Source organism: Kitasatospora sp. NPDC058492, assembly GCF_042720685.1.
Lineage (GTDB): Bacteria > Actinomycetota > Actinomycetes > Streptomycetales > Streptomycetaceae > Kitasatospora.
Window position 1 is genome coordinate 50133 of record NZ_JBHXMU010000039.1, and the last position, 23197, is coordinate 73329.

Annotated in this window: 20 protein-coding genes; 12 read left to right on the plus strand and 8 right to left on the minus strand. The window is 73.9% G+C overall.

Annotated features, from left to right (window positions below; translation table 11 throughout):
* Nucleotides 1-35 precede the first annotated feature (35 nt).
* Nucleotides 36-1718, plus strand: coding sequence for a DUF885 domain-containing protein (locus tag ACFWPI_RS24560; RefSeq protein WP_380371859.1), 1683 nt, complete (start codon nucleotides 36-38; stop codon nucleotides 1716-1718).
* A 53-nt stretch (nucleotides 1719-1771) separates the two neighbouring features.
* Here ACFWPI_RS24560 and nadE read toward each other — a convergent pair whose 3' ends face one another.
* From nadE to ACFWPI_RS24580, 4 genes are all read right to left on the minus strand, one after another.
* Nucleotides 1772-2605 (minus strand): ammonia-dependent NAD(+) synthetase, encoded by an 834-nt coding sequence (gene nadE, locus ACFWPI_RS24565; protein WP_063350387.1) that lies wholly within the window; start codon nucleotides 2603-2605, stop codon nucleotides 1772-1774.
* Nucleotides 2606-2715: 110 nt separating this feature from the next.
* Nucleotides 2716-4632 (minus strand): ATP-dependent zinc metalloprotease FtsH, encoded by a 1917-nt coding sequence (gene ftsH, locus ACFWPI_RS24570; RefSeq protein ID WP_380371863.1) that lies wholly within the window; start codon nucleotides 4630-4632, stop codon nucleotides 2716-2718.
* A gap of 116 nt (nucleotides 4633-4748) precedes the next feature.
* Nucleotides 4749-5408: a DsbA family protein gene (locus tag ACFWPI_RS24575; protein WP_380371866.1), complete on the minus strand. Its 660-nt coding sequence runs from the start codon at nucleotides 5406-5408 to the stop codon at nucleotides 4749-4751.
* Between the two features lie 16 nt (nucleotides 5409-5424).
* Nucleotides 5425-7020, minus strand: a complete 1596-nt coding sequence (locus ACFWPI_RS24580; RefSeq protein WP_380371868.1) for an alpha/beta fold hydrolase — start codon at nucleotides 7018-7020, stop codon at nucleotides 5425-5427.
* Nucleotides 7021-7236: 216 nt separating this feature from the next.
* Here ACFWPI_RS24580 and ACFWPI_RS24585 point away from each other — a divergent pair, with 216 nt between their 5' ends.
* The 4 genes from ACFWPI_RS24585 (at nucleotide 7237) to ACFWPI_RS24600 (ending at nucleotide 11074) form a co-directional block, all read left to right on the plus strand.
* Entirely contained in the window at nucleotides 7237-7617 is a 381-nt protein-coding gene (locus ACFWPI_RS24585; RefSeq protein ID WP_363585803.1) for a PadR family transcriptional regulator, read from the plus strand.
* On the plus strand, nucleotides 7614-8219 hold the full coding sequence (locus tag ACFWPI_RS24590; protein ID WP_380371872.1) for an HAAS signaling domain-containing protein: 606 nt from the start codon (nucleotides 7614-7616) through the stop codon (nucleotides 8217-8219). The genes ACFWPI_RS24585 and ACFWPI_RS24590 overlap by 4 nt, the downstream gene beginning before the upstream one ends.
* Before the next feature lie 488 nt (nucleotides 8220-8707).
* Nucleotides 8708-10534 (plus strand): Ig domain-containing protein, encoded by a 1827-nt coding sequence (locus ACFWPI_RS24595; RefSeq protein ID WP_380371874.1) that lies wholly within the window; start codon nucleotides 8708-8710, stop codon nucleotides 10532-10534.
* Nucleotides 10535-10660: 126 nt separating this feature from the next.
* Nucleotides 10661-11074, plus strand: coding sequence for a hypothetical protein (locus tag ACFWPI_RS24600; protein WP_380371877.1), 414 nt, complete (start codon nucleotides 10661-10663; stop codon nucleotides 11072-11074).
* Between the two features lie 4 nt (nucleotides 11075-11078).
* On the opposite strand, the gene ACFWPI_RS24605 is transcribed toward ACFWPI_RS24600, so the two are convergent.
* Complete coding sequence (locus ACFWPI_RS24605; protein WP_380371880.1) at nucleotides 11079-11999, minus strand: polysaccharide lyase; 921 nt, start codon at nucleotides 11997-11999, stop codon at nucleotides 11079-11081.
* A 288-nt stretch (nucleotides 12000-12287) separates the two neighbouring features.
* Here ACFWPI_RS24605 and ACFWPI_RS24610 point away from each other — a divergent pair, with 288 nt between their 5' ends.
* Entirely contained in the window at nucleotides 12288-12659 is a 372-nt protein-coding gene (locus tag ACFWPI_RS24610) for a YciI family protein (RefSeq protein ID WP_380371883.1), read from the plus strand.
* Entirely contained in the window at nucleotides 12656-13876 is a 1221-nt protein-coding gene (locus tag ACFWPI_RS24615; protein ID WP_380371886.1) for an RNA polymerase sigma factor, read from the plus strand. The genes ACFWPI_RS24610 and ACFWPI_RS24615 overlap by 4 nt, the downstream gene beginning before the upstream one ends.
* 65 nt (nucleotides 13877-13941) lie before the next feature.
* Here ACFWPI_RS24615 and ACFWPI_RS24620 read toward each other — a convergent pair whose 3' ends face one another.
* Nucleotides 13942-14604, minus strand: a complete 663-nt coding sequence (locus ACFWPI_RS24620; RefSeq protein ID WP_380371888.1) for a DUF6461 domain-containing protein — start codon at nucleotides 14602-14604, stop codon at nucleotides 13942-13944.
* A gap of 271 nt (nucleotides 14605-14875) precedes the next feature.
* Nucleotides 14876-16312, minus strand: a complete 1437-nt coding sequence (locus tag ACFWPI_RS24625; RefSeq protein WP_380371890.1) for a purine-cytosine permease family protein — start codon at nucleotides 16310-16312, stop codon at nucleotides 14876-14878.
* A gap of 71 nt (nucleotides 16313-16383) precedes the next feature.
* On the opposite strand from ACFWPI_RS24625, the gene ACFWPI_RS24630 reads away from it, so the two are divergent.
* The 3 genes from ACFWPI_RS24630 (at nucleotide 16384) to ACFWPI_RS24640 (ending at nucleotide 20203) form a co-directional block, all read left to right on the plus strand.
* Nucleotides 16384-17016, plus strand: coding sequence for a TetR/AcrR family transcriptional regulator (locus ACFWPI_RS24630; protein ID WP_380371892.1), 633 nt, complete (start codon nucleotides 16384-16386; stop codon nucleotides 17014-17016).
* A 48-nt stretch (nucleotides 17017-17064) separates the two neighbouring features.
* Nucleotides 17065-18708 carry an amidohydrolase gene (locus ACFWPI_RS24635; RefSeq protein ID WP_380371895.1) on the plus strand — a complete coding sequence of 548 codons (1644 nt, stop codon included), beginning with the start codon at nucleotides 17065-17067 and terminating at the stop codon, nucleotides 18706-18708.
* 142 nt (nucleotides 18709-18850) lie between these two features.
* Nucleotides 18851-20203 carry an erythromycin esterase family protein gene (locus ACFWPI_RS24640; RefSeq protein WP_380371897.1) on the plus strand — a complete coding sequence of 451 codons (1353 nt, stop codon included), beginning with the start codon at nucleotides 18851-18853 and terminating at the stop codon, nucleotides 20201-20203.
* A 37-nt stretch (nucleotides 20204-20240) separates the two neighbouring features.
* Here ACFWPI_RS24640 and ACFWPI_RS24645 read toward each other — a convergent pair whose 3' ends face one another.
* Nucleotides 20241-20690 (minus strand): MarR family winged helix-turn-helix transcriptional regulator, encoded by a 450-nt coding sequence (locus ACFWPI_RS24645; protein ID WP_244293532.1) that lies wholly within the window; start codon nucleotides 20688-20690, stop codon nucleotides 20241-20243.
* A 119-nt stretch (nucleotides 20691-20809) separates the two neighbouring features.
* On the opposite strand from ACFWPI_RS24645, the gene ACFWPI_RS24650 reads away from it, so the two are divergent.
* Both ACFWPI_RS24650 and ACFWPI_RS24655 read left to right on the plus strand, forming a co-directional pair.
* The gene (locus ACFWPI_RS24650) at nucleotides 20810-22207 is read left to right on the plus strand and encodes an aldehyde dehydrogenase family protein (RefSeq protein WP_380371900.1); all 1398 of its coding nucleotides are present in this window, start codon (nucleotides 20810-20812) and stop codon (nucleotides 22205-22207) included.
* Between the two features lie 101 nt (nucleotides 22208-22308).
* Nucleotides 22309-23097: a maleylpyruvate isomerase family mycothiol-dependent enzyme gene (locus tag ACFWPI_RS24655; protein WP_380371903.1), complete on the plus strand. Its 789-nt coding sequence runs from the start codon at nucleotides 22309-22311 to the stop codon at nucleotides 23095-23097.
* Nucleotides 23098-23197: the final 100 nt, after the last annotated feature.

Genomic DNA, 23197 nt, shown 5'->3' on the forward strand with positions numbered 1-23197 from the left:
TCGTCACTCTGACCACACCGGACCGGGGAGCGCCCATGACCGACCAGCCGCACCACGACGAACCCGCCGCGCTCGCCGCCCTGGCCGAGGAGTACTTCGCCGCCGAGAACGCCCACGCCCCGTTCGACGCGACGCTGAGCGGGGTCGAGGGCTACGCCCACGAGGTGCCCGACCCGTCCCGCGCGGCCGCGCTGCGCCACCGGGACGCGCTGGCGGGCTTCGGGGCGCGACTGGCCGCGATCCCGGTGGACGCGCTGGCCGGCGAGGACCTGGTCACCCACCGCGTGCTCGGGCGGCTGATCGACAACGGCACCGGCCGGATCACCCACGGACTGGGCGACTTCAGCATCTCGGCGACCATCACCGCACCGCAGAACGAGGCCTTCACCTCGCTCGCCATGACCTCCGTCGACCAGGAGGGCGCCGACGCCTACCTGGAGCGGCTGGCCGGCCTGCCGGGCTACTTCGACGCCGCCCTGCAGCTCCACCTGGACGCCGCCGCCGAGGGCCGCACGCCGCTGCGCAGCGGCGTCGACGCCGCCCTCGACCAGCTCGACGCCTACCTGGTCGCCAACCCGGACGACGACCAGCTGCTGCGCGCGCTGCAGGGCCGCCCGGAGTTCGACCGGGGCCGGGTGATCGTCCGCGACGGCGTGCGCCCGGCCGTGGCCCGCTACCGGGCCGGCCTGGCCCAGCGGCTGGCCGCGGACGCCCGGCCGGACGACCGGGCCGGGGTCTGCCACGTGCCCGGCGGCACCGAGGGCTACGCCGACGCCGTCACCCGCTACACCCGGCCCGGGCTCACCCCGGAGGAGGTCCACCGGATCGGCCTGGACACCCTGGCGGGGCTGCGCGAGGAGTTCGCCGAGCTGGGCGGCAGGGTGCTCGGCATCACCGACCCCGACGCCGTGCTGGCCGCGCTGCGGGAGGACCACGCGCTGCGCTTCGGCAGCGCCGAGGAGATCATCACCCTGGTCGACGGGGCGCTGGAGCGCGCCCGCCGCGCCTCGGCCGACTACTTCCGGGCCTACCCGATCGCCGACTGCGTGACCCGGGAGATCGACCCGATCGAGGCGGAGACCGGGCCGCTGGCCTACTACCAGCCGCCGGGCCCGGGCGGCCTGCCCGGCACCCACTGGATCAACACGCTGCGCCCGCAGACCAGGTTCAGGTACGAGTACGAGGCGATCGCCTTCCACGAGAGCGTGCCCGGGCACCACCTGCAGATCGCCGTCGCCCAGACGCTGCACCACCTGCCGGAGTTCCGGCGCCGGCCGAGCGGCCAGCTGACCGCCCACGTCGAGGGCTGGGGCCTGTACACCGAGCGGCTCGCGGACGAGATGGGGCTGTACAGCTCGGACCTCTCCCGCTTCGGCATGCTGTCGCTCGACGCGCTGCGGGCCGTGCGCCTGGTCGTGGACACCGGTCTGCACCACTACGGCTGGTCCCGGGAGCGGGCGATCGCCTTCATGCGGGACAACACGGCCACCACCGAGGCCAACGTCCGCAACGAGATCGACCGCTACCTGGCCTGGCCGGGCCAGGCGACCGCGTACCTGATCGGCCGCCGGGAGATCGTCCGGCACCGCGAGCGCGCCCAGGCGGCGCTGGGCGGCCGGTTCGACATCCGGGAGTTCCACCACGAGCTGATCGGGCACGGCAGCCTGCCGCTGGGAGTGCTGGACACGCTGGTCACGGACTGGATCGCGGCGCAGTAGGGCCCGCCGCTCCGACGGTGCGCGCACCGCGCACCGTCAGGCCGGTTCGGCTGCTACGCCGGGGTGACGGGCGGGCGGCGCTTGTGCTCGGTGCGGCGGTAGTGGCCGAGGACGGTGCGGAAGACGTCCTCGCTCACCGGCCGCTCCTCCAGGAAGTCGTCCAGGGCCTCGTAGGGGACGCCGAGGGCGTCCTCGTCGGGGCGGCCGGGGGCGAGGGTCTCCAGGTCGGCGGTGGGGGTCTTGTGGACGAGGTCCGCCGGGGCCCCCAAGGCCTCGGCCAGGGAGCGGACCTGACGCTTCGTCAGCCCGTCCAGCGGCATCACGTCGGCGGCGCCGTCACCGTACTTGGTGAAGAAGCCGACGGCCGCCTCGGCGGCGTGGTCGGTGCCGACGACCAGGCCGCCGGTGGCGCCCGCGACCGCGTACTGGGCCACCATCCGCTGGCGGGCCTTGACGTTGCCGCGGACGAAGTCCTCGTGGGAGCGGTCGGCGAAGGTGAGGCCGGCGGACGTCAGCGCGTCGAGGGCGGCGTCGGTCGCGGGCCTGATGTCGACGGTCAGGGTCCGGTCCGGCCGGATGAAGTCGAGTGCGCGGCGGGCGTCCGCCTCGTCCGCCTGGGTGCCGTAGGGCAGCCGCATGGCGCAGAACTCGGCCTGGTGTCCGGCGGCGCGCAGCCGGTCGACGGCGAGCTGGCAGAGCCGCCCGGCGGTGGTGGAGTCGACGCCGCCGCTGATGCCGAGCACCAGCGTGCGGGCGCCGGCCGCCCGGAGCTGGTCGGCGAGGAAGTCGGCCCGGCGCTTCGCCTCCTGCTCGGGGCTGGGGACGGGGGCCACCCGCAGGGTGCGGGCGATCTCCCGCTGGAGGTCGGCGGACAGGGGTTCGGTCATATCGACTCCCGGGTGAAGGTGACACGGTGGGTGCCCGCCCTGGACGCTACCAGCGGGTTCCGCGCGTTCGACGAGGTGGTGGCGGTGCTGCGGCGGGCCGGGGCGAGCGCCTACGCGGGGTGCCGCAGGATGTCGAGGACGACGGCGCCGTCGACGGTCTCCTGGGCGACCAGCAGGGCGGCCAGTTCGTCGAGGTGGTGGCGGTGTTCGCGGAGCAGGTCGACGGCGCGGCGTTCGGCGCGGCGCAGCAGGCGGGCCACCGCCTCGTCGACGGCACGCTGGGTCTGCTCGGAGTACGGGCGGCGGAACAGGTCCTCGGGGCCGTCGCCGAGGTAGTTCGGGGAGCCGCTGGAGTAGCCGACCGGACCGAGTTCCGGGGAGAGGCCGAATTCGCGGACCATCCGGGTGGCGACACCGGTGGCGTGGGCGAGGTCGTTGGCGGCGCCGGTGGAGCCCTCCCCGAAGACCACCAGCTCGGCCGCCCGCCCGCCGAGCTGGACGGTGATCAGGTCGATCAGGTAGCCCTCGGTGTACAGGTGGCGTTCCGCTTCGGGGAGTTGTTCGGTCGCGCCGAGGGAGACGCCGGCCGGGAGGATGGTCACCTTGGCGACGGGGTCGGCGTGTTCGCACAGCGCGGCGGTCAGGGCGTGCCCGGACTCGTGGACGGCGACGGCGTGGCGCTCCTCGGGCAGCAGCGCGTTGGAGGAGTCCCGGCGGCCGAGCAGGACGCGGTCGCGGGCGGTGTCGAGGTCGTCGGCGGTGAGGGTGGCGCGGTCGGCGCGGACGGCGTTGATGGCGGCCTCGTTGACCAGGTTGGCGAGGTCGGCGCCGGAGAAGCCGGGTGTGCCGCGGGCGATGCGGTTCAGGTCGGCATCGGGGGCGAGGGTCTTGCCGCGGACGTGGACGGCGAGGATCGCGGCCCGTTCCGCCTGGTTGGGCAGCGGGACGGTGACCTGGCGGTCGAACCGGCCGGGGCGCAGCAGGGCCGGGTCGAGGGCGTCCGGGCGGTTGGTGGCGGCGATGACGACGATGCCGGTGGTCGGGTCGAAGCCGTCCATCTCGGAGAGCAGCTGGTTGAGGGTCTGTTCGCGTTCGTCGTTGCCGCCGAGCCGGGTGCCGCCCGCGCGGCGGCCGCCGACGGCGTCGATCTCGTCGATGAAGATGATGGACGGCGCGCGTTTGCGGGCCTCGTCGAAGAGGTCGCGGACGCGGGAGGCGCCGACGCCGACGAACATCTCGACGAAGCCGGAGCCGGTCACGGAGAGGAAGGGCACCTCGGCCTCTCCGGCGACGGCCCGGGCGAGCAGGGTCTTCCCGGTACCGGGCGGGCCGACCATGATCACCCCGCGCGGGCCCTTGGCGCCGGCGGCGGCGTAGCGTTCGGGGCTGCGCAGGAAGTCGACCACCTCGCTGACCTCCTGCTTGACGCCCTCGTACCCGGCGACGTCGGCGAAGCGGGTGGCGGGCCGCTCGGCCTCGATGATCTTGGCGCGGGAGCGGCCGATGGCGCTCAGGCCGCCGCCGAGCGAGCGGGCGGCCATCCGGCCGGACCAGAGGAACAGCCCGCCGAAGAGCAGCAGCGGCAGGAACAGCAGCAGCGTGGACCAGACCGAGCTGCCGCCGCTGTGGCTGGCGGTGATGTCGACGTGCTGGCCGGCCAGCTCGCCGCTGAGCTGGGAGGTGTCCAGGGCGGTCGGGATCTGGCTGGTGAAGTGCGTGCCGTCCTTGAGGGTGCCGGTGACCCCGCCGGTGTCGGTGATGTCCACGGTCTGCACCTGGCCGGCGCCGACCCGGTTGAGGAAGTCGGTGTAGCCGTAGTTGGCGCCGGTCGAGCCGGAGCGCGAGAACAGGATGAGCAGCAGCAGGGTCACCAGGACGGCGACGGGCAGCAGCCAGCGGCGCATCGCGGGCGGGGGCGGCTTGGGCGGCGGCGGGCCGCCGGGGGTGCGGGGCCGCTCTGGGCCCCCGCCCGGGGGCGGCGGGGTCGCGGGGTGGCGGGCGGCGCGCAGCCGGATTCGGGTGATCATCCGCGCCCACCACCTCTCCGCCGCCGGGCCTTCCCCCTCCATGGTGGGGCGAGAAGGGCCCGGACGGGAGGTCCAGGACGGACCGGCCGGCCCCGGCGCGGGGGCCGGCGGCGCCGTCAGGAGAAGTCGAGCGAGCCGGTCCGGGTCCGCTTGAGCTCGAAGAAGTTCGGGTAGCCGGCCAGCAGCCGCACCCCGTCGAAGACCCGGACGGCGTCCTCGCCGCGCGGGATGGCGCTCAGCACCGGGCCGAAGAAGGCGACGCCGTCGACGTGGATGGTCGGCGTGCCGACCTCCTCGCCGACCGGGTCCATGCCCTCGTGGTGGCTCTTGCGCAGCACGACGTCGTACGCCGTGCTGTCGGCCGCGGCGGCGAGCTCCTCCGGCAGTCCGGCCGCGACCAGGGCCTCCCGGATGACGGCGTCGTCGGCGGGCCGGTCCTGGTCGTGCAGGCGGGTGCCGAGTTCGGTGTACAGGTCGCGCAGCACGTGCTCGCCGTGCTGTTCGGCGGCGGCGATGCAGACCCGGACGGGGCCCCAGCCGGTGGTCATCAGGCGCTGGTAGCGCTCGGGCAGGTCGGTGCGGCCCTCGTTGAGGACGGACAGGCTCATCACCCGGAAGGTGAGGTCGAGCTCGCGGTGGCGCTCGACCTCACGGATCCACCGGGAGGTGATCCAGGCGAACGGGCAGATCGGATCGAAGTAGAAATCGACTTTGGTGGTCACGGTGAAGAGCCTAGACGCCGAGTGGACCGCTTTCCAGGGCCAATCGATCACCATTGCGGTGGGCCACTTCTCAGCTGCAGGTCTTCCCGTCGGACGGCACGGTGCCGTCCAGCAGGTAGGCGTCCACGGCCTGCTTCAGGCACGGGTCGCCGGTGTTGTAGCCGCCGTGACCCTCGCCCTGGAGGGTGACGTTGACGCCGACGCCCGGACCGAGCTGCTGCGCCATCGCGTGGGCGCCCTCGACCGGGGTGGCCGGGTCGCCGGTGGTGCCGACCACCACGATCGGGGCCGCGCCGGCGGCCGAGACGTCCGGGTGGTCGGCCTTGCCCGGCACCGGCCAGCCGGTGCAGCTCGTCAGGCCCCAGGCGGAGTAGGGGCCGAACACCGGGGAGGCGTCGCGGAACTGCGGCAGCTGCTGTTCGACGTCCTGGTCGGAGTAGCGCTGTCGGGCGTCCACGCAGTTGATCGCCCGGTTGGCGGCGCTCAGGTTGGTGTAGCGCCCCTGTGGGTCGCGCCCGAACATCGCGTCGGAGAGCTGGAGCAGTGTGTTGCCGGTGCCCTGCTGCATCGCCTCGGTGAGCCCGGCGGCCAGGACGGGCCAGGTCTCCTCGCTGTACAGGGCGGCGGCGATGCCGGTGACGGCCAGGGTCTCGGTGAGCTGCCGCCCGCTGGTGGTGGGCAGCGGGGACTGCTCCAGCTTCTGCAGCAGCGCCGTGACCGCCGCCGTGCCCTCGACGCCGCCGGCACCCGTCGGGCAGACGGCGGCCTCCTCGGCGGCGCAGGCCTTCATGAAGTTGTCGAAGGCGAGCTGGAAGCCCTTGGCCTGGCCGAGCGCGGACTGCTGCGGGTCCTTCGTCGGGTCGACGACCGAGTCCAGGACGATCCGGCCGACCTCCTGCGGGAACAGGTGCGCGTAGACGCCGCCGAGCTGGGTGCCGTAGCTGATGCCGAAGTAGAAGAGCTTCTGGTCGCCGAGCACCTGCCGCATCAGGTCGAGGTCGCGGGCGGCGCTCTCGGTGTCCACGTAGGGCAGCACCGGACCGGAGTTGTGCTCGCAGGCGGCGGTGAACTGCGCGTTGCTGGTGTCCAGCGCCTTCACCGCGTCGGGGGTCCCGGGGGTGTTGTCGATTGCCAGGCTGACGTCCATCGCCTTGTCGTCCAGGCAGCTCACCCCGGCGCTGGCGCCGACCCCGCGGGGGTCGAAACTCACCAGGTCGTAGCGGGCGTTGAGGGAGGCGTAGTCGGCGGCGAGGGCGGGCAGCGTGGCGACGCCGGAGGCGCCGGGGCCGCCGAAGTTGAACAGCAGCGAGCCGATCCGGTGCTGCTCGTCCTTGGCCCGGCTCCGGATCATGGCCAGGTCGATGGTCTCGCCGTCCGGCTTGCCGTGGTCCAGCGGCGCCTTGAGGGTGGCGCACTGCCAGTCACCGGCGGGCGCGGTGCCGCTGCCCTGCGCGGGGCTGGGGGCCGGGCAGGCCTGCCAGTCGAGATGCTGGGCCGCGAGTCCGGTCGCGGACGCGGCGGGTGAGCCGGGCGAGCCGGCCGGGGAGGCCGGGGAGGTCGGCGCGGGCTCGACGGCGGAGCGGGCGTCGCCCTGGCAGCCGGCGGCGGAGGCGAGCAGCAGCGCGGCCAGGCCGAAGGCGCCGGCGCCGCGGACGACGGTGTGCATGGAGCGGTCCACCTCTCGGGTTGCCGGGCGCGCCCCGGCGGACGGCACGGTCAGCGCACCACAGACCCTAGGGGTGGTGGGGCGACCGCGCCTGGTGGAAGGCCCGGTGGAGGGGCGTACGCCGGTCCGGCTGCCACCCGCCGTCCGGGTGAGGTCGCTCCTGCGGCACTCGTCCGGATCTCCCACTACCTGGCGTCGCATGCTATCTTGCATCACATGGTACCTGGCATCACACACCACGACGGCGACGCCGGTACGGCCGACGGACCGGTGGCGACGCAGCTGCGCAAGGGCGTGCTGGAGTACTGCGTCCTGGCACTGCTGCGGGACGGCCCCCGGTACGGGGTGGAGCTGCTGCAGGAACTCGGCCGGTTCCCGATGCTGGCGACCAGCCAGGGCACCATCTACCCCCTGCTGTCCCGGCTTCGCCGGGCCGGCCTCGCCGACACCTTCCTGCGCGACTCGGCCAGCGGCCCGTCCCGCCGGTACTACACCCTCACCGACACCGGCCGCAGCGCACTGGAGGAGTTCACCACGCTGTGGCCCGCCTTCCGCGAAACCGTCGACCACGTCCTGGCCCCGGGAGAGAACCCGTGAACAACTCCATCGAGCACCCCCTGGTCCGCGCCCACCTGGCCGCGGTCGCCCGGTACACCGCTCCGCTGCCCGAGCCGCGCCGCCGCGAACTGCTCGCGGACCTGCGCGAGCACATCGAGGTCTCGCTCGCCGAGTGCGACCCCGCCGACGAGGCCGCCGTCCGGCGGGTCCTGGAGCAGCTGGGCAGCCCCCGGCAGATCGCCGACGCCGCGCTCGACGAGGAGGGCGGCGCCCGGCCGGAGCCGGAGAGCCGCGGCCGCACCATCCGCACCCTGGTCTTCGCGGTGCTGCCGGTGCCACTGTCGTTCGTCCCGGTCATCGGGCCCCCGCTCGCGCTGGCCGCCGCCGTCATCGCCGCCAGCAGGGTCTGGCGGTCCACGCAGTGGAGCCGCCGGGAGAAGCGGCTGGCAGCCCTGCTGCTGTTCTCCCCCGTCCTGGTCACTCCGCTGGCCGGCATCGCCGCCGCCGTCGTGTCCCCGTTCGGCCTGACCGCGACAGCCGTCCTCGCCGCCTGCGTGGTGGGCTTCTGCCCCGCCCTGCTCGCGGCGTTCTTCCTGGCCCGCTCCGCCGCCCGGCTGCGCAACGCCGCACTCATGGCCTGAACCGGCTTCATCAATAAACACTGACGTTTCGCCAGCCCCCCCTGGTGATACCGAAGACCGCCTTCCCAATACCAGGGAGGCGGTCTCCACACGTCGGAGGCTCACGCTTGCGTGCGCGCCTGCCCGGCGGCTAATGTCTTACCTGTTTCTCACCATCAAATCTGTTTTGGGCCAAGGCTGTTCATACGGTTAACGGAAACCCGCATACAGTGTGCGGGCTCGGAGAATCCGAACCGCCGCCCCCTCCGCCTGGGGGCTTTTCCATTACGCGGGAATCAAGGCAACTCACTTTACCGTCAGGCTCGTTGACCCCGTTCTCCGGCGGCTGCTTTGCTTCTCGGCGGCCGAGGCGGGCCTGTTTCCCCCCGGTGATCCGTTGTGCGGCGGGTCATCCAGGCGTTCCACCGCCTCCGGCCTCTCCCTGTCCTTCGCGACCACCCGTCACCCACCGGTGCCCGGGCGGTCGGCATGAGAGAGGCAACCCTCACATGGGCCGAACCCCCACGTTCCGTCTCGCCGGACGGGCGGCGCTCACCGGCGTCGCCGCGCTCGCCCTCGCGGCGGCCGGCTTCACCGCGGCACCCGCCCAGGCGCAGCCCGACGACGCCGCGCACCCCGCGGCGTCGGCGAACCACCCGTACCGGCACGGCGCCGTCCCGCTGCGCGGCCACCAGGCCGCACCGAACGCCACCTCCGCCAACAACCTCAACTACGGTGGCGGGGCGGGCAGTCCGAGCATCGGCGTGACCACCGGACCGGAGCACGTCTACCTGGTGTTCTGGGGCTCCCAGTGGGGCAGCTCCGGCACCGACGCCAACGGCAACACCACGCTCAGCGGCGACGCCAAGGGCATGGCCCCCCGCCTCCAGCAGCTGTTCAAGGGCATCGGCGCGGGCAACGAACTCTGGTCCGGCGTCATGACGCAGTACTGCGAGGGCGTCGCCGCCGGCTCCCAGACCTGCCCGAGCAACTCCGCGCACGTCGCCTACCCCACCGGCGGCGCGCTCGCCGGCGTCTGGGTGGACACCTCCGCCGCGGCGCCCGCCTCCGCGACCGGCAACCAGATCGGCGCCGAGGCGGTCAAGGCGTCCGGCCACTTCGGCAACACCACGGCCGCGGCCAACCGGAACGACCAGTACGTCGTCGTCTCCCCCACCGGCACCACCCCCGACGGCTTCAACACCGCGTCCGGCAACTTCTGCGCCTGGCACGACTACACCGGCGACACCACGCTCACCGGCGGCGCCGTCTCCTCCCCGTACGGCGAACTCGCCTTCACCAACCTGCCGTACGTGACCGACGCGGGCTCCGGCTGCGGCCAGGGCTTCGTCAACGCGGGGACGGCCGGCACCCTGGACGGCGTCACCATCGTCGAGGGCCACGAGTACGCCGAGACCATCACCGACCAGAACCCGGCCGGCGGCTGGACCGACAGCAGCGGCGCCGAGAACGGCGACAAGTGCGCCTGGGTCAGCAGCGGCCAGGGCGCCTCGGCGAACGTCGGCTTCACCACCGGCAGCTTCGCCATGCAGTCGACCTGGGCGAACGACTTCAACAGCGGTGCGGGCGGCTGCGAGATGTCCCACCCGATCGTCGGCGGCACGACCGGCAACACCGTCACCGTCACCAACCCGGGCGCCCAGACCGGCACCACCGGCAAGGCCGTCAGCCTGCAGATCGCGGCGACCGACAGCGCCTCCGGCCAGACCCTCACCTACACGGCGAGCGGCCTGCCGGCCGGCCTGTCCATCTCCGCCTCCGGCCTGATCAGCGGCACCCCGACCACCGCCGGCACGGCGAACGTCACGGTCACCGCCAAGGACGCCACCGGCGCCTCCGGCTCCGCCGCCTTCGGCTGGACCGTCACCTCCGCGGGCGGCGGCGGCCTCACCAACGGCGGCTTCGAGACCGGCACCCTGAGCGGCTGGACCTCCACCGGCAGCGCCGCCGCCTCCAGCGCCGCCAAGCACACCGGCGGCTACGGCGCCATGCTCGGCTCCACCGGCCCCACCACCACGTCCACGGCCAGCCAGACCTTCACCGCCCCGACCGGCAGCAGCAAGGTCGTCTTCTGGTACGACGTCACCTGCCCGGACACCGTCACCTACGACTGGGCGACCGCCACGCTCAAGGACAACACCACCAACACCACGACCACGGTGCTCGCCAAGACCTGCACCAGCGGCCTCGGCTGGAAGTCCGCCTCCGGCACCGTCACCCCGGGGCACAGCTACACGCTCACCCTCACCAACGTGGACGACAACTACCCGGGCGACCCGACCTACACCTACTACGACGACGTGACCGTCTCCTGACGGCCGCCCGTCCACGCCCCTGACGCCGCCGGGGCGGGCCACCACGGCCCGCCCCGGCGGCACCGCGTCCCAAGGACACCGCGCCCCAGCGGCACCGCACCCCGCGCCCTGTGAAGGAGGAGAGCCGTGACGGTGCGAACGCTCGCGGCAGCCGCCCTGCTCGCCCTGGCGGCCGGCTGCTCGTCGAACACCGGCCCCGCCGCACCGGGCCCGCCCGCCCCGACCGCCCTGGTGCTCGACGAGCACGCCGACGGCACGACCGTACGGGTGGCACCCGGCACCGTCGTCCGGGTCGAGCTGCACAGCACCTACTGGTCCCCGGCCGCCGGCGACAGCCCGCGGACGCTGCGTCCGACCGCCACCGCGACCACCCCCGCCCCCTCCTGCCGGCCGGGCGGCGGCTGCGGCCGGGTCACCGCCGGCTTCCTCGCCGCCTCCCCCGGCACGGCCCGCCTCTCCGCCCACCGCACCACCTGCGGCGAGGCGCTGGCCTGCCCACCCGGGCAGCGGGCCTTCACCGTGACGGTGACGGTCGGCTGACGGGTCAGTGCTGGACGCCGGAGGACAGCGAGAAGTCCGCGAAGTAGGCACGCTGGGTGCTCGCCGGGCCCCAACTGGTGTCGTGGCCGCCGTAGAAGGTGGAGAAGAACACGCCACCGAAGGGGATCCCGCCGATGCCCGAGGCCACCCCGCGCGCCGCGTAGACCTGGCGGCCGTCGTACCAGACGGTGACGTCCCCGGTGCCGCGGTCGACCAGCTGCTCGACGCTGTGCCACGCGCCGTCGGCCTGGAACCGCCAGTCGCCGAGCCCCTCGTCCACCCCGTAGCCGGTCGGGCCGGAGTTGGTCGGGGTGTAGAGGTAGACCTCGCCGTTGTCCGGCACGCCCTTGGCGCCGCGCCACATGTAGCGCGTCGACCAGCCCGCGCCGTGGTTGCCGCCCGACTCCTCGCCGATCCTGCCGCCGTACAGTCCGGGCAGCTTCCCCGCCTTGCCCCAGTCCCGGCCGGCCGGGAACTTGAGGGAGTACTTCAGGTCCAGCGTCTTGCCCTGGGCCAGGGCGGACAGGCCCAGGCTGGTCAGATCCGTGTAGAACTGTCCGCCGCCCGGGTTCGGGCAGTCTGCGCACTGGTTGGAGGAGGACCCGGCCCCGTAGATGACCTGGAGCGCCGAGCCGCCCCCGGGAGCGGCCGCGTCGTCGACCGCGCTCAAGTCCGAACCGCCCCAAGTCCCCTGGTCGGCCGCGCCCCAGGCGTGCTTCCACTGGTCCGTCCCGTAACCGCGGAACTGGCCGGTCCAGGCCGTCTTCCCGCTCGCCACCGCGGCCGGCGCGGCTCCCCTCGCTCCCTCGGACCCCGAGGCGGCCGGCGCGGCGATCGAGGCCGCGGCGGGCGACGTCGACGGGGCGCAGGCGGCCAGGGCGGCGGCCGCGAGCACCGCTCCGAACACACGACGAGTGCTTTTCATGACTGCCCCTCCCGACGGGACCGGGCCGGGACGGCCCACCCGCTCCATGTGACGCTCCGCCACCAGGTCACAGTAGCGGCGCCCGATGTGACGTGACCATCACACTCCCGGGTGACAGCGGGGCGGGCTCCCCGGCCCCCGGCCCTCCCGAGGCGGGCGAGGTGCGAGGTGGCGCTGCGGCCGCGAAGATTCCTCCGAACGTCCGGCGGAGGACGTCAAGACCGCGGCGACGGCTCCGACCACCGGTCGAGGAGCCCAGCCGGGCCCGCGAACCACGAGGAGCACGAGATGAAGTTCCTGATCAGCCTGCACATCAACCCGGCCGTGATGGACGCGCTGACCGACGAGGAGAAGGCGGCGATCGGCCACGGCCACGGCGAGTTCATCGAGGCGCTGAAGGCGTCCGGAGAGCTGATCACCACCCAGGCACTGGTCGATCCGACCCAGGCCGCCGTGGTGACCGTGCGCAACGGCCAGCCGGTGGTGACCGACGGCCCGTTCCTGGAGGCCAAGGAGTACCTGGGCGGCTTCTACCTGATCGACTGCGAGGACAAGGAGCGGGCGATCGCGCTGGCGGCGCGGATCCCGGACACCGCGATCGAGGGCCTGGGGGTCGAGGTGCGGCAGGTGATGTTCGCCGACGGACACTTGGAGGCATGACAGCACCGGACTTCGAGGACCTGCTGCGTGCGCTCACGCCGCAGGTCCTCGGCACCTTGGTTCGCCGGTACGGCCGGTTCGAAGGGTGCGAGGACGCCGTCCAGGAGGCCGTTCTCGCCGCCACCGTGCAGTGGCCGTCCGAGGGGATGCCGGACAATCCGCACGGCTGGCTGGTGACCGTCGCGGCCCGGCGGCTCATCGACCAGTTGCGCCGCGACCGCGCGCGCCGCGAACGGGAGTCGGCAACGGCCGCCGAGGTGGTGCCGCCGGAGGTGCCGGACACCGACGACACGCTCGTCCTGCTGTTCCTGTGCTGCCATCCGACGCTCACCGCGGCCTCCCGGACCGCCCTGACGCTGCGGGCGGTCGGCGGTCTGACCACCGCCGAGATCGCCCGCGCGTTCCTGGTGCCGGAGGCCACCATGGCGGCCAGGATCAGCCGGGCCAAGCAGCGCATCAGGGCCGCCGGCAGCTCGTTCGCCCTGCCGGACGGCGCGGAGCGCGAGGAACGGCTGCGGGTCGTGCTGCACGTGCTCTACCTGATCTTCAACGAGGGCTACACCGCCACCTCCGGACCGGAGTTGCACCGCCCCGACCTCGCGCGCGAGGCGATCCGGTTGACCAGGACGGTGCACGCGCAGCTGCCCGGGGACGACGAGGTGACCGGGCTGCTCGCGCTGATGCTGCTGACCCACGCCCGCCGGGAGGCCCGGACAACCCCGGCCGGCGACCTGGTGCCGCTGGACGAGCAGGACCGCAAGGCCTGGGACCGGGCGCTGATCGACGAGGGCGTCGGACTGGCCGAGGCGGCGCTGGCCGGCCCGACCCTGGGGCCCTACCAGTTGCAGGCCGCCATCGCGGCCACGCACGCCGACGCGGCCACCGCCGAGGAGACCAACTGGCCCCAGGTGCACGCCCTCTACCTGATCCTGGAACGGATCGCGCCCAACCCGATGGTCACCCTCAACCGGGCGATCGCGCTCGCCGAGACCGACGGCCCGGCCGCCGGGCTGGCCCTGCTGTCCGCCCTGGACGGTGACGGGCGGATGGCCGGGCACCACCGGCTGCTGTCCGTCCGGGCGCACCTGCTGGAGAAGGCCGGCGACCCGGCCGGCGCCCACGAGCACTACCGGCGCGCCGCGAAGGCCACCGCCAGCCTCGCCGAGCGGCGCTACCTGGAGGCCCGGGCCGCCCGGACCGGGCCACGCTCCGACTGAACACGCGTCCGGGGCGTCCAAAACGTCCAGCGCGCGGCCGGGGCGGGCCCGGGGCCGGCCCCGGCTCAACGACCCGGCGGATCCATCCCCGGCCTGCCCCGCACCGCGTACGTCGGCAGCCGCAGTTCGCCGAGGACGGCCCGGGGCAGGCTCAGCCCGAACCGCCGCCCGACCGCGCCGAGGGTGCGGCGGCGGACGGCCGCGGGCGGCTCGCCCCCGGGACCGCGGGTGATCCCGTCGGGCTCCAGGACGCCTGCGGCGACCAGCTCGGGGACCAGCAGGTCGGGCTCCCGGCCCCAGCGCCAGCGCTCCTCGGCGAGGCCGAACCCGCACAGCACGGCGCCGTCGCGGGCGTAGTCGAGCAGCGCCGGCGGGTGGTCCGGCATCGGGCGGAAGTGGACCACCTCGACCCCGTCGCGCGCTATCTCGGTGAGCCGTTCGCCGCCGGTGGAGTCGCCGTACTCGACCGCGAAGGACCAGTCACCGGACTCGCCGACCCGGATCACGCCGTCGCCGTCGTCGCTCGGGCGGAACACCTCGATGTCGAGGTCCCACACCTCGGTGCCGCTGAGCGGCCCGGCCGCGGCGGCCGGATCGGCGCCCATCCGGCGGGCGAGCTCCTGCGGCGGTATCCCCCGGGCGAACAGGACGCCGTCGACGGAGCGCCCGGCGTCCGCGAGCCACCGGATGCCCTCCTCGCCCCCCGCCCCTTCGGTACCGTCCGTCATGACGCCCCCTCACCTCGCGCCGGCCCGCGTGGCCGGGCCGCCGGTCCGCACCCTAACGGACGCCACTGACACTGATAGTTCTAACCGGGTCCCTGGTGGTCGTGGCTCTGCCACTGACTGACGCCCTGCTGGGCTGTCCTCCGGTTGTTCTGTCCGGCTGCCGGGGCCCGTTCAACCGGCGGCCCCCGGAAGCGTCCCGGCCGGTCGCCCTCAGCACCCTTCGGAGGAAGGGCAGTTCGACGGGGGCCGTCGGACGGCCGCGCTCAGGCGCTCAGGCGCCCCGGCGGTTCAGCTTCCCGCGCATCAGCACCGCGTACACCGCCGCCGCGACGACCATGCCGACCGGCAGCGCGAGGTCCGCGCCGACGAGCGCGGCCACCGGCCCGGTGTACAGGGTGTCCACGCACAGCGCGGCGCCGGCCACCCCGGCCGCGAGGGCGAGCGCACCGGCCGGGTTGACGCCCGCCCGGTACCAGAAGGGGCTGCCAGGGGTCTCGTCCGTGAGCGCGCGGCCGTCGTAGCGGTTGCGGCGCAGCAGGATGTCGGTGGCGTAGATCGCGGTGCTGGGGCCGAGCAGGACGACGGTCAGCTGGAGCACGTTGCTGACGGTGTCGAGGAAGTTGGAGACCAGCAGCGCGTACAGCGTGAGGCAGACGGCGACGGTGCCGTCGACGAGCACGCTGAGCGTGCGGCGGATCCTGATGCCGACGGCTTGCAGGGCGAGGCCGGCGCTGTAGGCGGTGAGCGCGTTGACCGCGATCGTGCCGACGACCAGGGCGAGCAGGAAGACCGGGTCGAACCAACCGGGCAGGATCCGCTGGAGGGCGGCCTGCGGATCCGTCATGTCGACGGCGCTGGCGGCGAGTACGCCCAGGCCGCCGACGGCGACGCTGGGCAGGAAGCCGCCGAGGGCCGTCCAGCCGAGGACGGCGCGCGGGGAGGTGGTGTGCGGCAGGTAGCGGGAGAAGTCGGCGCTGGTGGTGTAGGACAGCGGGCCGGAGGCGATCAGGGTGACGCCGGCCAGGACGGCGGACCACAGGCGGGTGCCGGAGAGCGGTTCGGCGGGCGCGTAGCCGAAGTCGGCGTGCCGGAGCACCGCGTACCCGACGACGGCGAAGGCGGCGGCGAGCGCCAGGGTGATCGGCAGGTAGAGCCGGAGGATCGCGGCGTGGCCGTAGACGCTGATGGTGAGCGTGACCACGACGATGGCCACCACGATGGCGATCTTGATCGGGGTGGTCGGGGTGATCCCAGCCTGCTCGGCGAGCGAGAACGCGGCGACGGCGGCCGCGGCGAGGTTGAGCGCGAAGTAGCAGACGGAGATCATCCAGCCGGTGACGGCGTTGTTCACGCGGTTGCCGAGGACGCCGTACATCGCGCGGGTGATGACCTCGCTGGGCGCGCCCGCGGCCGGTCCGGAGACCGCCAGCAGGCCGGTGCCCAGCCAGAACAGGTTGCCGACGACGACCACCGCGAACGCCTGGAGCAGGTCGAGCCCGGCCAGGACGAGGGCGCCGCCGACGACCAGGTTGAGGTAGTTGACGCTGGCCGCCGCCCAGACGGGGAAGAGTTCGCGGGCGCGGCCGCGCCGTTCGGTCTCGGGGATGTGGTCGATGCCGTGGACCTCGACCCGGCCGGCCCGCTCCTGCTGGAGCGGCGCGGCGGCGCGGGTGTCGGGGTGGGGGTGGTCCGGGAGCGTGGACGCCATTGGGGGCCCTCCGTGGGGGTGTCGTGCCCACCTGCTTGCTTATTGGTCGCACACTCAATAGCATCCGGCACATGACGTCAAGCGTTCAGCGCAAACGGGTCCGCAAATCCGCCGACGACCGGCGGGCGGAGATCGTCGGGGCAGCCGCCGCCGTCGCCCTCACCGAGGGCCTGGAATGCATCACGCTGCGCAGGATCGCCGAGCAGCTCGACGTCCGCCCCGGTCTGATCAGCCACTACTTCCCCGCCGTCGAGGACCTCGTCGCCGAGGCCTTCGGCAGCGCCGCCACCGCCGAACTGGAGACGCTGCTGCCCGCCGACCCGCACGACGGGTCGCCGCTGCACCACCTCGCACGGTTCTTCGCCCGCGCCACCGGGCCGGCCTACGACGACATGAGCCGGCTCTGGATCAACGCCCGCCACCTCAGCCGCTACCGGCCCGTCCTGCGCGACCGGGTCCTGGAGCAGCAGGCCGGCTGGCGCGGACGACTCGGCGGCGTCATCGAAGCGGGCGTCACCCAGAGTGAATTCCGCACCGAGGACGTCGATGTGACGGTCCTTCAGATCCTGGTCGTGATCGACGGCCTCGCCGCCCATGCCAACACCGGCCTGCGCGACCACCCCTCCGCCGTCACCCGGCTCGCCGTGGCCACCGCCGAACGCGAACTCGGCCTGCCCGACGGCTCCCTCACCTGGAAAGACTGACCACTCCGCCCCTCAACTCCCCCACCCCGCAGCACCGTTGGAGCCGATGTGCGCACCTCCCTCGTCCTCCTGTCCGCCCGCCTGCTCGACCCGGCGACCGGCGGCCCCCTCCCGCAGACCGCCCTGGCCGTCGCCGACGGCCGGATCGCCGCCCTCGGCGACGACCGGGAGATCCGCCGGCTCGCCGACGCCGCCACCACCGTGATCGACCTGAAGGGCGCCGTCGTCACCCCCGGGCTGGTCGACGGGCACCTGCACCCGGTCACCGGCGCCGAACTCACCCACGGCCTCGACCTCTCCGGCTGCACCGACCTCGCCGGGGTCCGCGCCGCCCTCGCCGCCGAGGTCCGCACCCTCGCCCCCGGCGCCTGGCTGCACGCCTGGGGCCTGGACCCGAACGTCTTCGGCGACCGGCCGGTGGAGTCCGCCGCGCTCGCGCCCGTCCTCGACGGCGTCCCGGCGCTGCTCCAACTCTTCGACGCCCACTCCATGCTCGCCAGCCCGCGCGCCCTGGAACTCGCCGGCGTCGACGGCCCGCGCAGCTTCGCCCAGGCCGCCGAGGTGGTCTGCGACGCGACCGGGCGCCCCACCGGCCTGCTGCTGGAGGACGCCGCCTGCGAACTGATCGAACGCGCCGCCCCGCAGCCGACCCGGGCCGAACGCCGTGCCCGCCTGGCCGCCGCGCTCGCCGCCATGGCCGCCGCCGGCCTCACCGGCGGCCACGCGATGGACGCGAACGGCGACAGCCTCGACCTCTACACCGAACTCGACGAGGCGGGCGACCTGCCGCTGCGGCTGCGGGTCGCCCCCTGGTGCCAGCCCGGGGTGGACGCGGACGGGCTACGCGCCCTCGTCGAACAGCAGCACCGGGGCGGCCGGCTCTGGCGGGTCGACGGCGTCAAGCTGTTCATGGACGGCACCATCGACAACGGCACCGCCTGGCTGGAACGCCCGGACTGCCACGGCGAGTCCACCCACGCGTTCTGGCCGGACCCGGCGGAGTACACCCGCGTCATCGCGCACCTGCACCGCGCCGGCGTGCCGACCGCCACCCACGCCATCGGCGACGCCGCCGTCCGCCACGCGCTCGACGCCGTGGCCGCGGCCTCGGCGCAAAGGCCGGAGGCGGCCGCCGCCGGGGCCCGAACCGTCCGGCACCGGATCGAACACATCGAGACCGTCCCGGACTCCGTCGTGCGGCGCTTCGCCGAGCTGGGCGTGACCGCCTCCATGCAGCCCACCCACTGCTGCGACTTCACCCGGGCCGACCACACCGACAACTGGTCCCGCCGCCTCGGCGAGGAGCGCGCCGACCGCGCCTGGCGCTGCCGCGACCTGTGGGACGCGGGCGCCACCGTCGTGCTCGGCTCGGACTGGCCGATCGCCCCCTACCCGCCGCTCGGCGTGCTGGCCGGCGCCCGCCACCGCCGCCCGAGCCGCGACCTGACCCAGCCGCCGCACCACCCCGGGCAGGCGCTCACCGCCCTGGAGGCGCTGCGGGCGATGACCGTCAACGCCGCGCACGCGGCCGGGGAGGAGCAGCAGGCCGGCCGGATCGCCGTCGGGCACCGCGCCGACCTCACCGCCTTGGCCGCCGACCCGCTCACCACCCCCGCCACCGAACTGCCGGACGTCCCCGTGCTGCTCACCGTCCTGGACGGCCGCCCGACGCACCGCGCCGCGGCGCTCTGACCCACCGGGCGGAGCCCGCATCGACGCAGGTCGGGGGTTATCCCCCCGAAGAACCCGGCGGTCGGCCCCAGCGCGCCGCACCCCCGCCGCGAACGATGATCATCTCACCGAGCTTTCGGGACAAGGAAACTGAGGAGAGATCATGACCACGGTGAACAAGCGGCGGATCGGCCGGCGCGGGCTGATCGCGGCGACGGTGGCGGCCGCCACCACCGCCCTGCTGGCCCCGGTGGCCTCCGCCGCTCCCGCGGCGGACGGCCAGCGGAGCACGGTGGTCCGCGCGTTGGAGCGGTCCGCGCACCCGCTGCGGTCGACCGAGCCCGGCGGCAGCACCAGCGACCTGCGGGCGCTCGGCGCGATGGTCGGGGACGCCAAGGTGGTGGGCCTCGGCGAGGCCACGCACGGCTCGCACGAGTTCTTCACCATGAAGGAGCGGGTCTTCCGCTACCTGGTCCAGGAGAAGGGCTTCACCACCTTCGCCCTGGAGATGAGCTGGTCGGCGGGCCTGAAGATCGACAAGTACCTCCAGGACGGCAAGGGCGACGCCCGGCAGATCGTCAAGGACGAACTGGGCCAATCACCGTGGGAGCGCCAGGAGTTCGTGGACCTGATCAGCTGGATGCGCGAGTACAACCGCCAGCACCCGGAGCGCCCGGTCCACTTCATGGGCGACGACGTCGGCGCCCCCAAGCTCGGCGAGGAGGTCTTCGCCCGGGTCGACGCCTACCTGCGAAAGACCGACCCCGCGGCCCTGGCGCGCGTCGACGGGCTGTACGCGGGCCTGCGCCCGCTCGACGACACCGTCGCCTACCTGATGAACCGGCCGGTGGCCGAGCGGAAGGAGAACGCCGCCAAGGCGCAGCAGGCGCTGGACCTGGTCACCGCCGCCAAGGGCGCCGGCGGCGAGGAGTACGACTGGGCCGTGCAGCACGCCCGCATCATCGCCCAGACCTTCGCCTTCGCCACCTTCGAACTCACCGACAAGGCCTCGGTGAACGCCGCGGAGGTCCTCCGCGACCAGGCCATGGCCGACAACACCGCGTGGTGGCAGCGCCACACCGGCGACCGGATGCTGCTCTCGGCCCACAACGGGCACGTCGGCTACCTGGCCAGCGATCCCGAGATGTACCCCAGGACGCAGGGCGCGATCCTGCGCGACACCCTCGGCCCGGAGTACCTGAACATCGGGTTCACCTTCGACCGGGGCTCCTTCCTCACCATGGGCGCCGCCCTCGGCACCGACTGGGAGAAGAACACCGTGCCCGCGGCCACGCCCGGCATGAACGAGTACACCCTGGACCAGGTCCGCCGCCAGGACTACTACGTCGACCTGCGCACCGCCCCGCGCGTGGTCCGCGACTGGCTGGACACCGCCCGCCCCGTCTACGAGGCCGGGTCCACGTTCACGAAGGACCCGCTGCCCTCCGTCGCCCTCGGGCGGGCCCACGACGTCCTCATCCACCTCCACCAGGTCCACGAGGCCGAGAAGCTCTGACCTGACTCCGGCCCCGCCTCGGACCGGCGGACCGGCCTCAGGCCGGCGGGGCCGCCGTCTCGGGGAACGCCCGGTCCAGCAGCGCGCCCAGGGCGGCCCGGTCCTGGCCGGAGAGCTGTTCCAGCGCGGTCAGGCCGGACATCAGGTCGGCCCGGATCAGCCGGACGGTCTGCTCGCCCCGGTCGGTCAGGGCGATGCTCTTGACCCGGCGGTCGGCGGGGTCGGGCTCGCGGCGGACCAGGTCGCGGCCCTCCAGCCGGTCGACGATGCCGGTGACGTTGGAGGCGTCACAGGACAGCAGACCGGCGAGGGCGCGCATGGAGCGCGGCCGGGTGAGCAGGCTGAGGGTCTTGCCCTGCATCAGGGTCAGCCCGTGCCCGGCCGCGGCGGAGGCGAAGTGGCGGTAGTAGGCCGCGGCCACCCGGGCGAGCTGATCCATCAGCTCGATCGGCGTGGCCGGTGGGTCCGGGTGGGGGTTCTGGTGCACGGTGTCGAGCATAGGCACATTGCTTGACATCCTCAACCATTGAGGTTTACCGTCCAAGAATGCTTGAGGTCATAAACCATCGACGTCCTCAAGCCAGCTGGAAGGACCGCGAGACCCTCATGAACCACACCCCCGCCGCCACCCCGGAAGCCGCTCCCGAAGCCACGCCGGGAGCCGCCCCGGAAGCCCCGGAGACCGCCCCGGAGACCGCCCCGGAGACCGCCGCCGCCACGGTCGCCCGCCTGCGCGCCGCCTTCGACACCGGCCGGACCAAGCCGCTCGCCTGGCGCCAGGCCCAGCTGGCGGCGCTGCGCTCGCTGCTCACCGAGCAGTCCGAGGCGTTCCTCCAGGCCCTGCACGAGGACCTCGGCAAGAGCACCGCCGAGGCCTACCGCACCGAGATCGGCTTCACACTCAACGAGCTCGACCACACCGTCACCCACCTGGAGCAGTGGCTGCGGCCGAAGCCCGCCGCCGTGCCCGAGTTCTTCCGGCCCGCCGCGGCCCGCGTGGTGCGCGACCCGCTCGGCGTGGTCCTGATCATCGCGCCCTGGAACTACCCGCTCCAGCTCGCCCTGTCCCCGCTGGTCGGCGCACTGGCCGCCGGGAACGCGGCCGTCCTCAAGCCCAGCGAGCTCGCCCCCGCGACCTCCGCCGCGCTCGCCCGGCTGCTCCCGCGCTACCTCGACCCGGCGGCCGTCGCGGTCGTCGAGGGCGCCGTCCCGGAGACCACCGCGCTGCTGGAACAGCGCTTCGACCACATCTTCTACACCGGCAACGGCGCCGTCGGCCGGATCGTCATGACGGCCGCCGCCCGGCACCTGACCCCGGTCACCCTGGAACTCGGCGGCAAGAGCCCGGTGGTGGTCGAACCCGACGTCGACCTCGCGGTCACCGCCCGGCGGATCGCCCGGGGCAAGTTCCTCAACGCCGGCCAGACCTGCGTCGCCCCCGACTACGTCCTCGCCATCGGCGAGAGCGCGCCCGCGCTGGAGGCCCACCTCGCCGACGCCGTCCGGGAGCTGTACGGCGACGACCCGGCGGTCGGCGGCGAGTACGGCCGGATCGTCAACGAGCGCCACTTCGACCGGCTCACCGCGCTGCTCGGCGACGGTCGGACCGTCACCGGCGGCACCCACGACCGCGCCGACCGCTACCTCGCCCCGACCGTCCTCGCCGACGTCTCCCCCGAGGCCCCCGTGATGCGGGCGGAGATCTTCGGCCCGATCCTGCCCATCGTCGCCGTGCCCGACCTCGACGCGGCGATCGCCTTCATCAACGAGCGCGACAAGCCGCTCGCCCTCTACGCCTTCACCGAGTCCGCGCACACCAAGCAGCGGCTGACCGAGGAGACCTCCTCCGGCGCGCTCACCTTCGGACTGCCGGTCTCCCACCTCGCCATGCCCGAGCTGCCGTTCGGCGGCGTCGGCGAGAGCGGCATGGGCCGCTACCACGGCGAGTACTCCCTCGACACCTTCAGCCACGCCAAGGCCGTCGTCGACAAGCCCCTCGCCTGACCGCTTCCCCCTCGTCCGACCGTTTCCCCTGGTCCGACCGTTTCTCCCTCGTCCGACCGTTTCCCCCCGCCCCGCCACCCCGACACCGAGCGAGCACCCTCATGACCACCATCGACCACGGCGCCGCCGTCGCCGCGGAGACCGCCCGCCTCGTCGCCGCCCTCCAGGACGCCGACCCGACCACCCCGGTGCCCACCTGCCCCGGCTGGACACTGACCGACCTCACCCGCCACACCGGCAGCGTGCAGCGCTGGTTCACCGTCCTGCTCCGGCAGCGGATCCAGCAGCCGCCCCGCAGCCGCGAGGTCGACCTGCGGCTGCCCGCCGCGCCGGACGGCTACCCCGCCTGGCTGGCGGAGGCCGCGGCCGAGGCCGGCGCCGCGTTCGCGGAGACCGACCTCGACGCCCCGATGTGGGCCTGGGGCGCCGACCAGCACGCCCGCTTCTGGGTACGGCGGATGCTGTTCGAGACCCTGGTGCACCGCGCCGACGCGGAACTCGCCCTCGGGCGCACCCCGGCGCTCGACCCGGAGCTGGCCAGCGACGGGGTGTCCGAATTCCTCACCAACCTGCCCTTCGCCGCCTTCTTCGCCCCGGGGATCGCCGAACTGCGCGGCGCGGACCGCACCATCCGCTTCACCCGCACCGACGGCAACGCCACCGACGGCAACGCCACCGACGCGGACGGCGACTGGCTGATCCGTCTGCGGCCCGACGGCTTCGGGCTCGACGCGAACGGCCCGGGCCCGGAGGCCGACGCGACCGTCCGCGCGAGCGCCGCCGATCTGCTGCTGCTCCTGTACGGCCGGCTCGACCTGGCCTCCGCCCGCCTCGACGTGCGCGGGGACGAGGAACTGCTCGCGCACTGGTGCGCCAACTCGGCGTTCTGACCTGCCCGGACGAGGGGCGGCGGCCGGGCCGCCGCCCCTCCCCCGTACGGGTGATCCACTGTCAGCGGCCGGTGCTAGCGTGCCGTTCCGTCAGCAGACG

Coding starts and splice junctions, on each gene's coding strand:
- ACFWPI_RS24615 (WP_380371886.1), top strand. CDS start 12,656: ATGACAGCACCGGACTTCGAGGACCTGCTGCGTGCGCTCACGCCGCAG.
- ACFWPI_RS24580 (WP_380371868.1), bottom strand. CDS start 7,020: ATGCACACCGTCGTCCGCGGCGCCGGCGCCTTCGGCCTGGCCGCGCTG.
- ACFWPI_RS24585 (WP_363585803.1), top strand. CDS start 7,237: ATGGTACCTGGCATCACACACCACGACGGCGACGCCGGTACGGCCGAC.
- ACFWPI_RS24640 (WP_380371897.1), top strand. CDS start 18,851: ATGACCACGGTGAACAAGCGGCGGATCGGCCGGCGCGGGCTGATCGCG.
- ACFWPI_RS24575 (WP_380371866.1), bottom strand. CDS start 5,408: ATGGTGATCGATTGGCCCTGGAAAGCGGTCCACTCGGCGTCTAGGCTC.
- ACFWPI_RS24625 (WP_380371890.1), bottom strand. CDS start 16,312: ATGGCGTCCACGCTCCCGGACCACCCCCACCCCGACACCCGCGCCGCC.
- ACFWPI_RS24630 (WP_380371892.1), top strand. CDS start 16,384: ATGACGTCAAGCGTTCAGCGCAAACGGGTCCGCAAATCCGCCGACGAC.
- nadE (WP_063350387.1), bottom strand. CDS start 2,605: ATGACCGAACCCCTGTCCGCCGACCTCCAGCGGGAGATCGCCCGCACC.
- ACFWPI_RS24610 (WP_380371883.1), top strand. CDS start 12,288: ATGAAGTTCCTGATCAGCCTGCACATCAACCCGGCCGTGATGGACGCG.
- ftsH (WP_380371863.1), bottom strand. CDS start 4,632: ATGATCACCCGAATCCGGCTGCGCGCCGCCCGCCACCCCGCGACCCCG.
- ACFWPI_RS24605 (WP_380371880.1), bottom strand. CDS start 11,999: ATGAAAAGCACTCGTCGTGTGTTCGGAGCGGTGCTCGCGGCCGCCGCC.
- ACFWPI_RS24595 (WP_380371874.1), top strand. CDS start 8,708: ATGGGCCGAACCCCCACGTTCCGTCTCGCCGGACGGGCGGCGCTCACC.
- ACFWPI_RS24620 (WP_380371888.1), bottom strand. CDS start 14,604: ATGACGGACGGTACCGAAGGGGCGGGGGGCGAGGAGGGCATCCGGTGG.
- ACFWPI_RS24650 (WP_380371900.1), top strand. CDS start 20,810: ATGAACCACACCCCCGCCGCCACCCCGGAAGCCGCTCCCGAAGCCACG.
- ACFWPI_RS24560 (WP_380371859.1), top strand. CDS start 36: ATGACCGACCAGCCGCACCACGACGAACCCGCCGCGCTCGCCGCCCTG.
- ACFWPI_RS24655 (WP_380371903.1), top strand. CDS start 22,309: ATGACCACCATCGACCACGGCGCCGCCGTCGCCGCGGAGACCGCCCGC.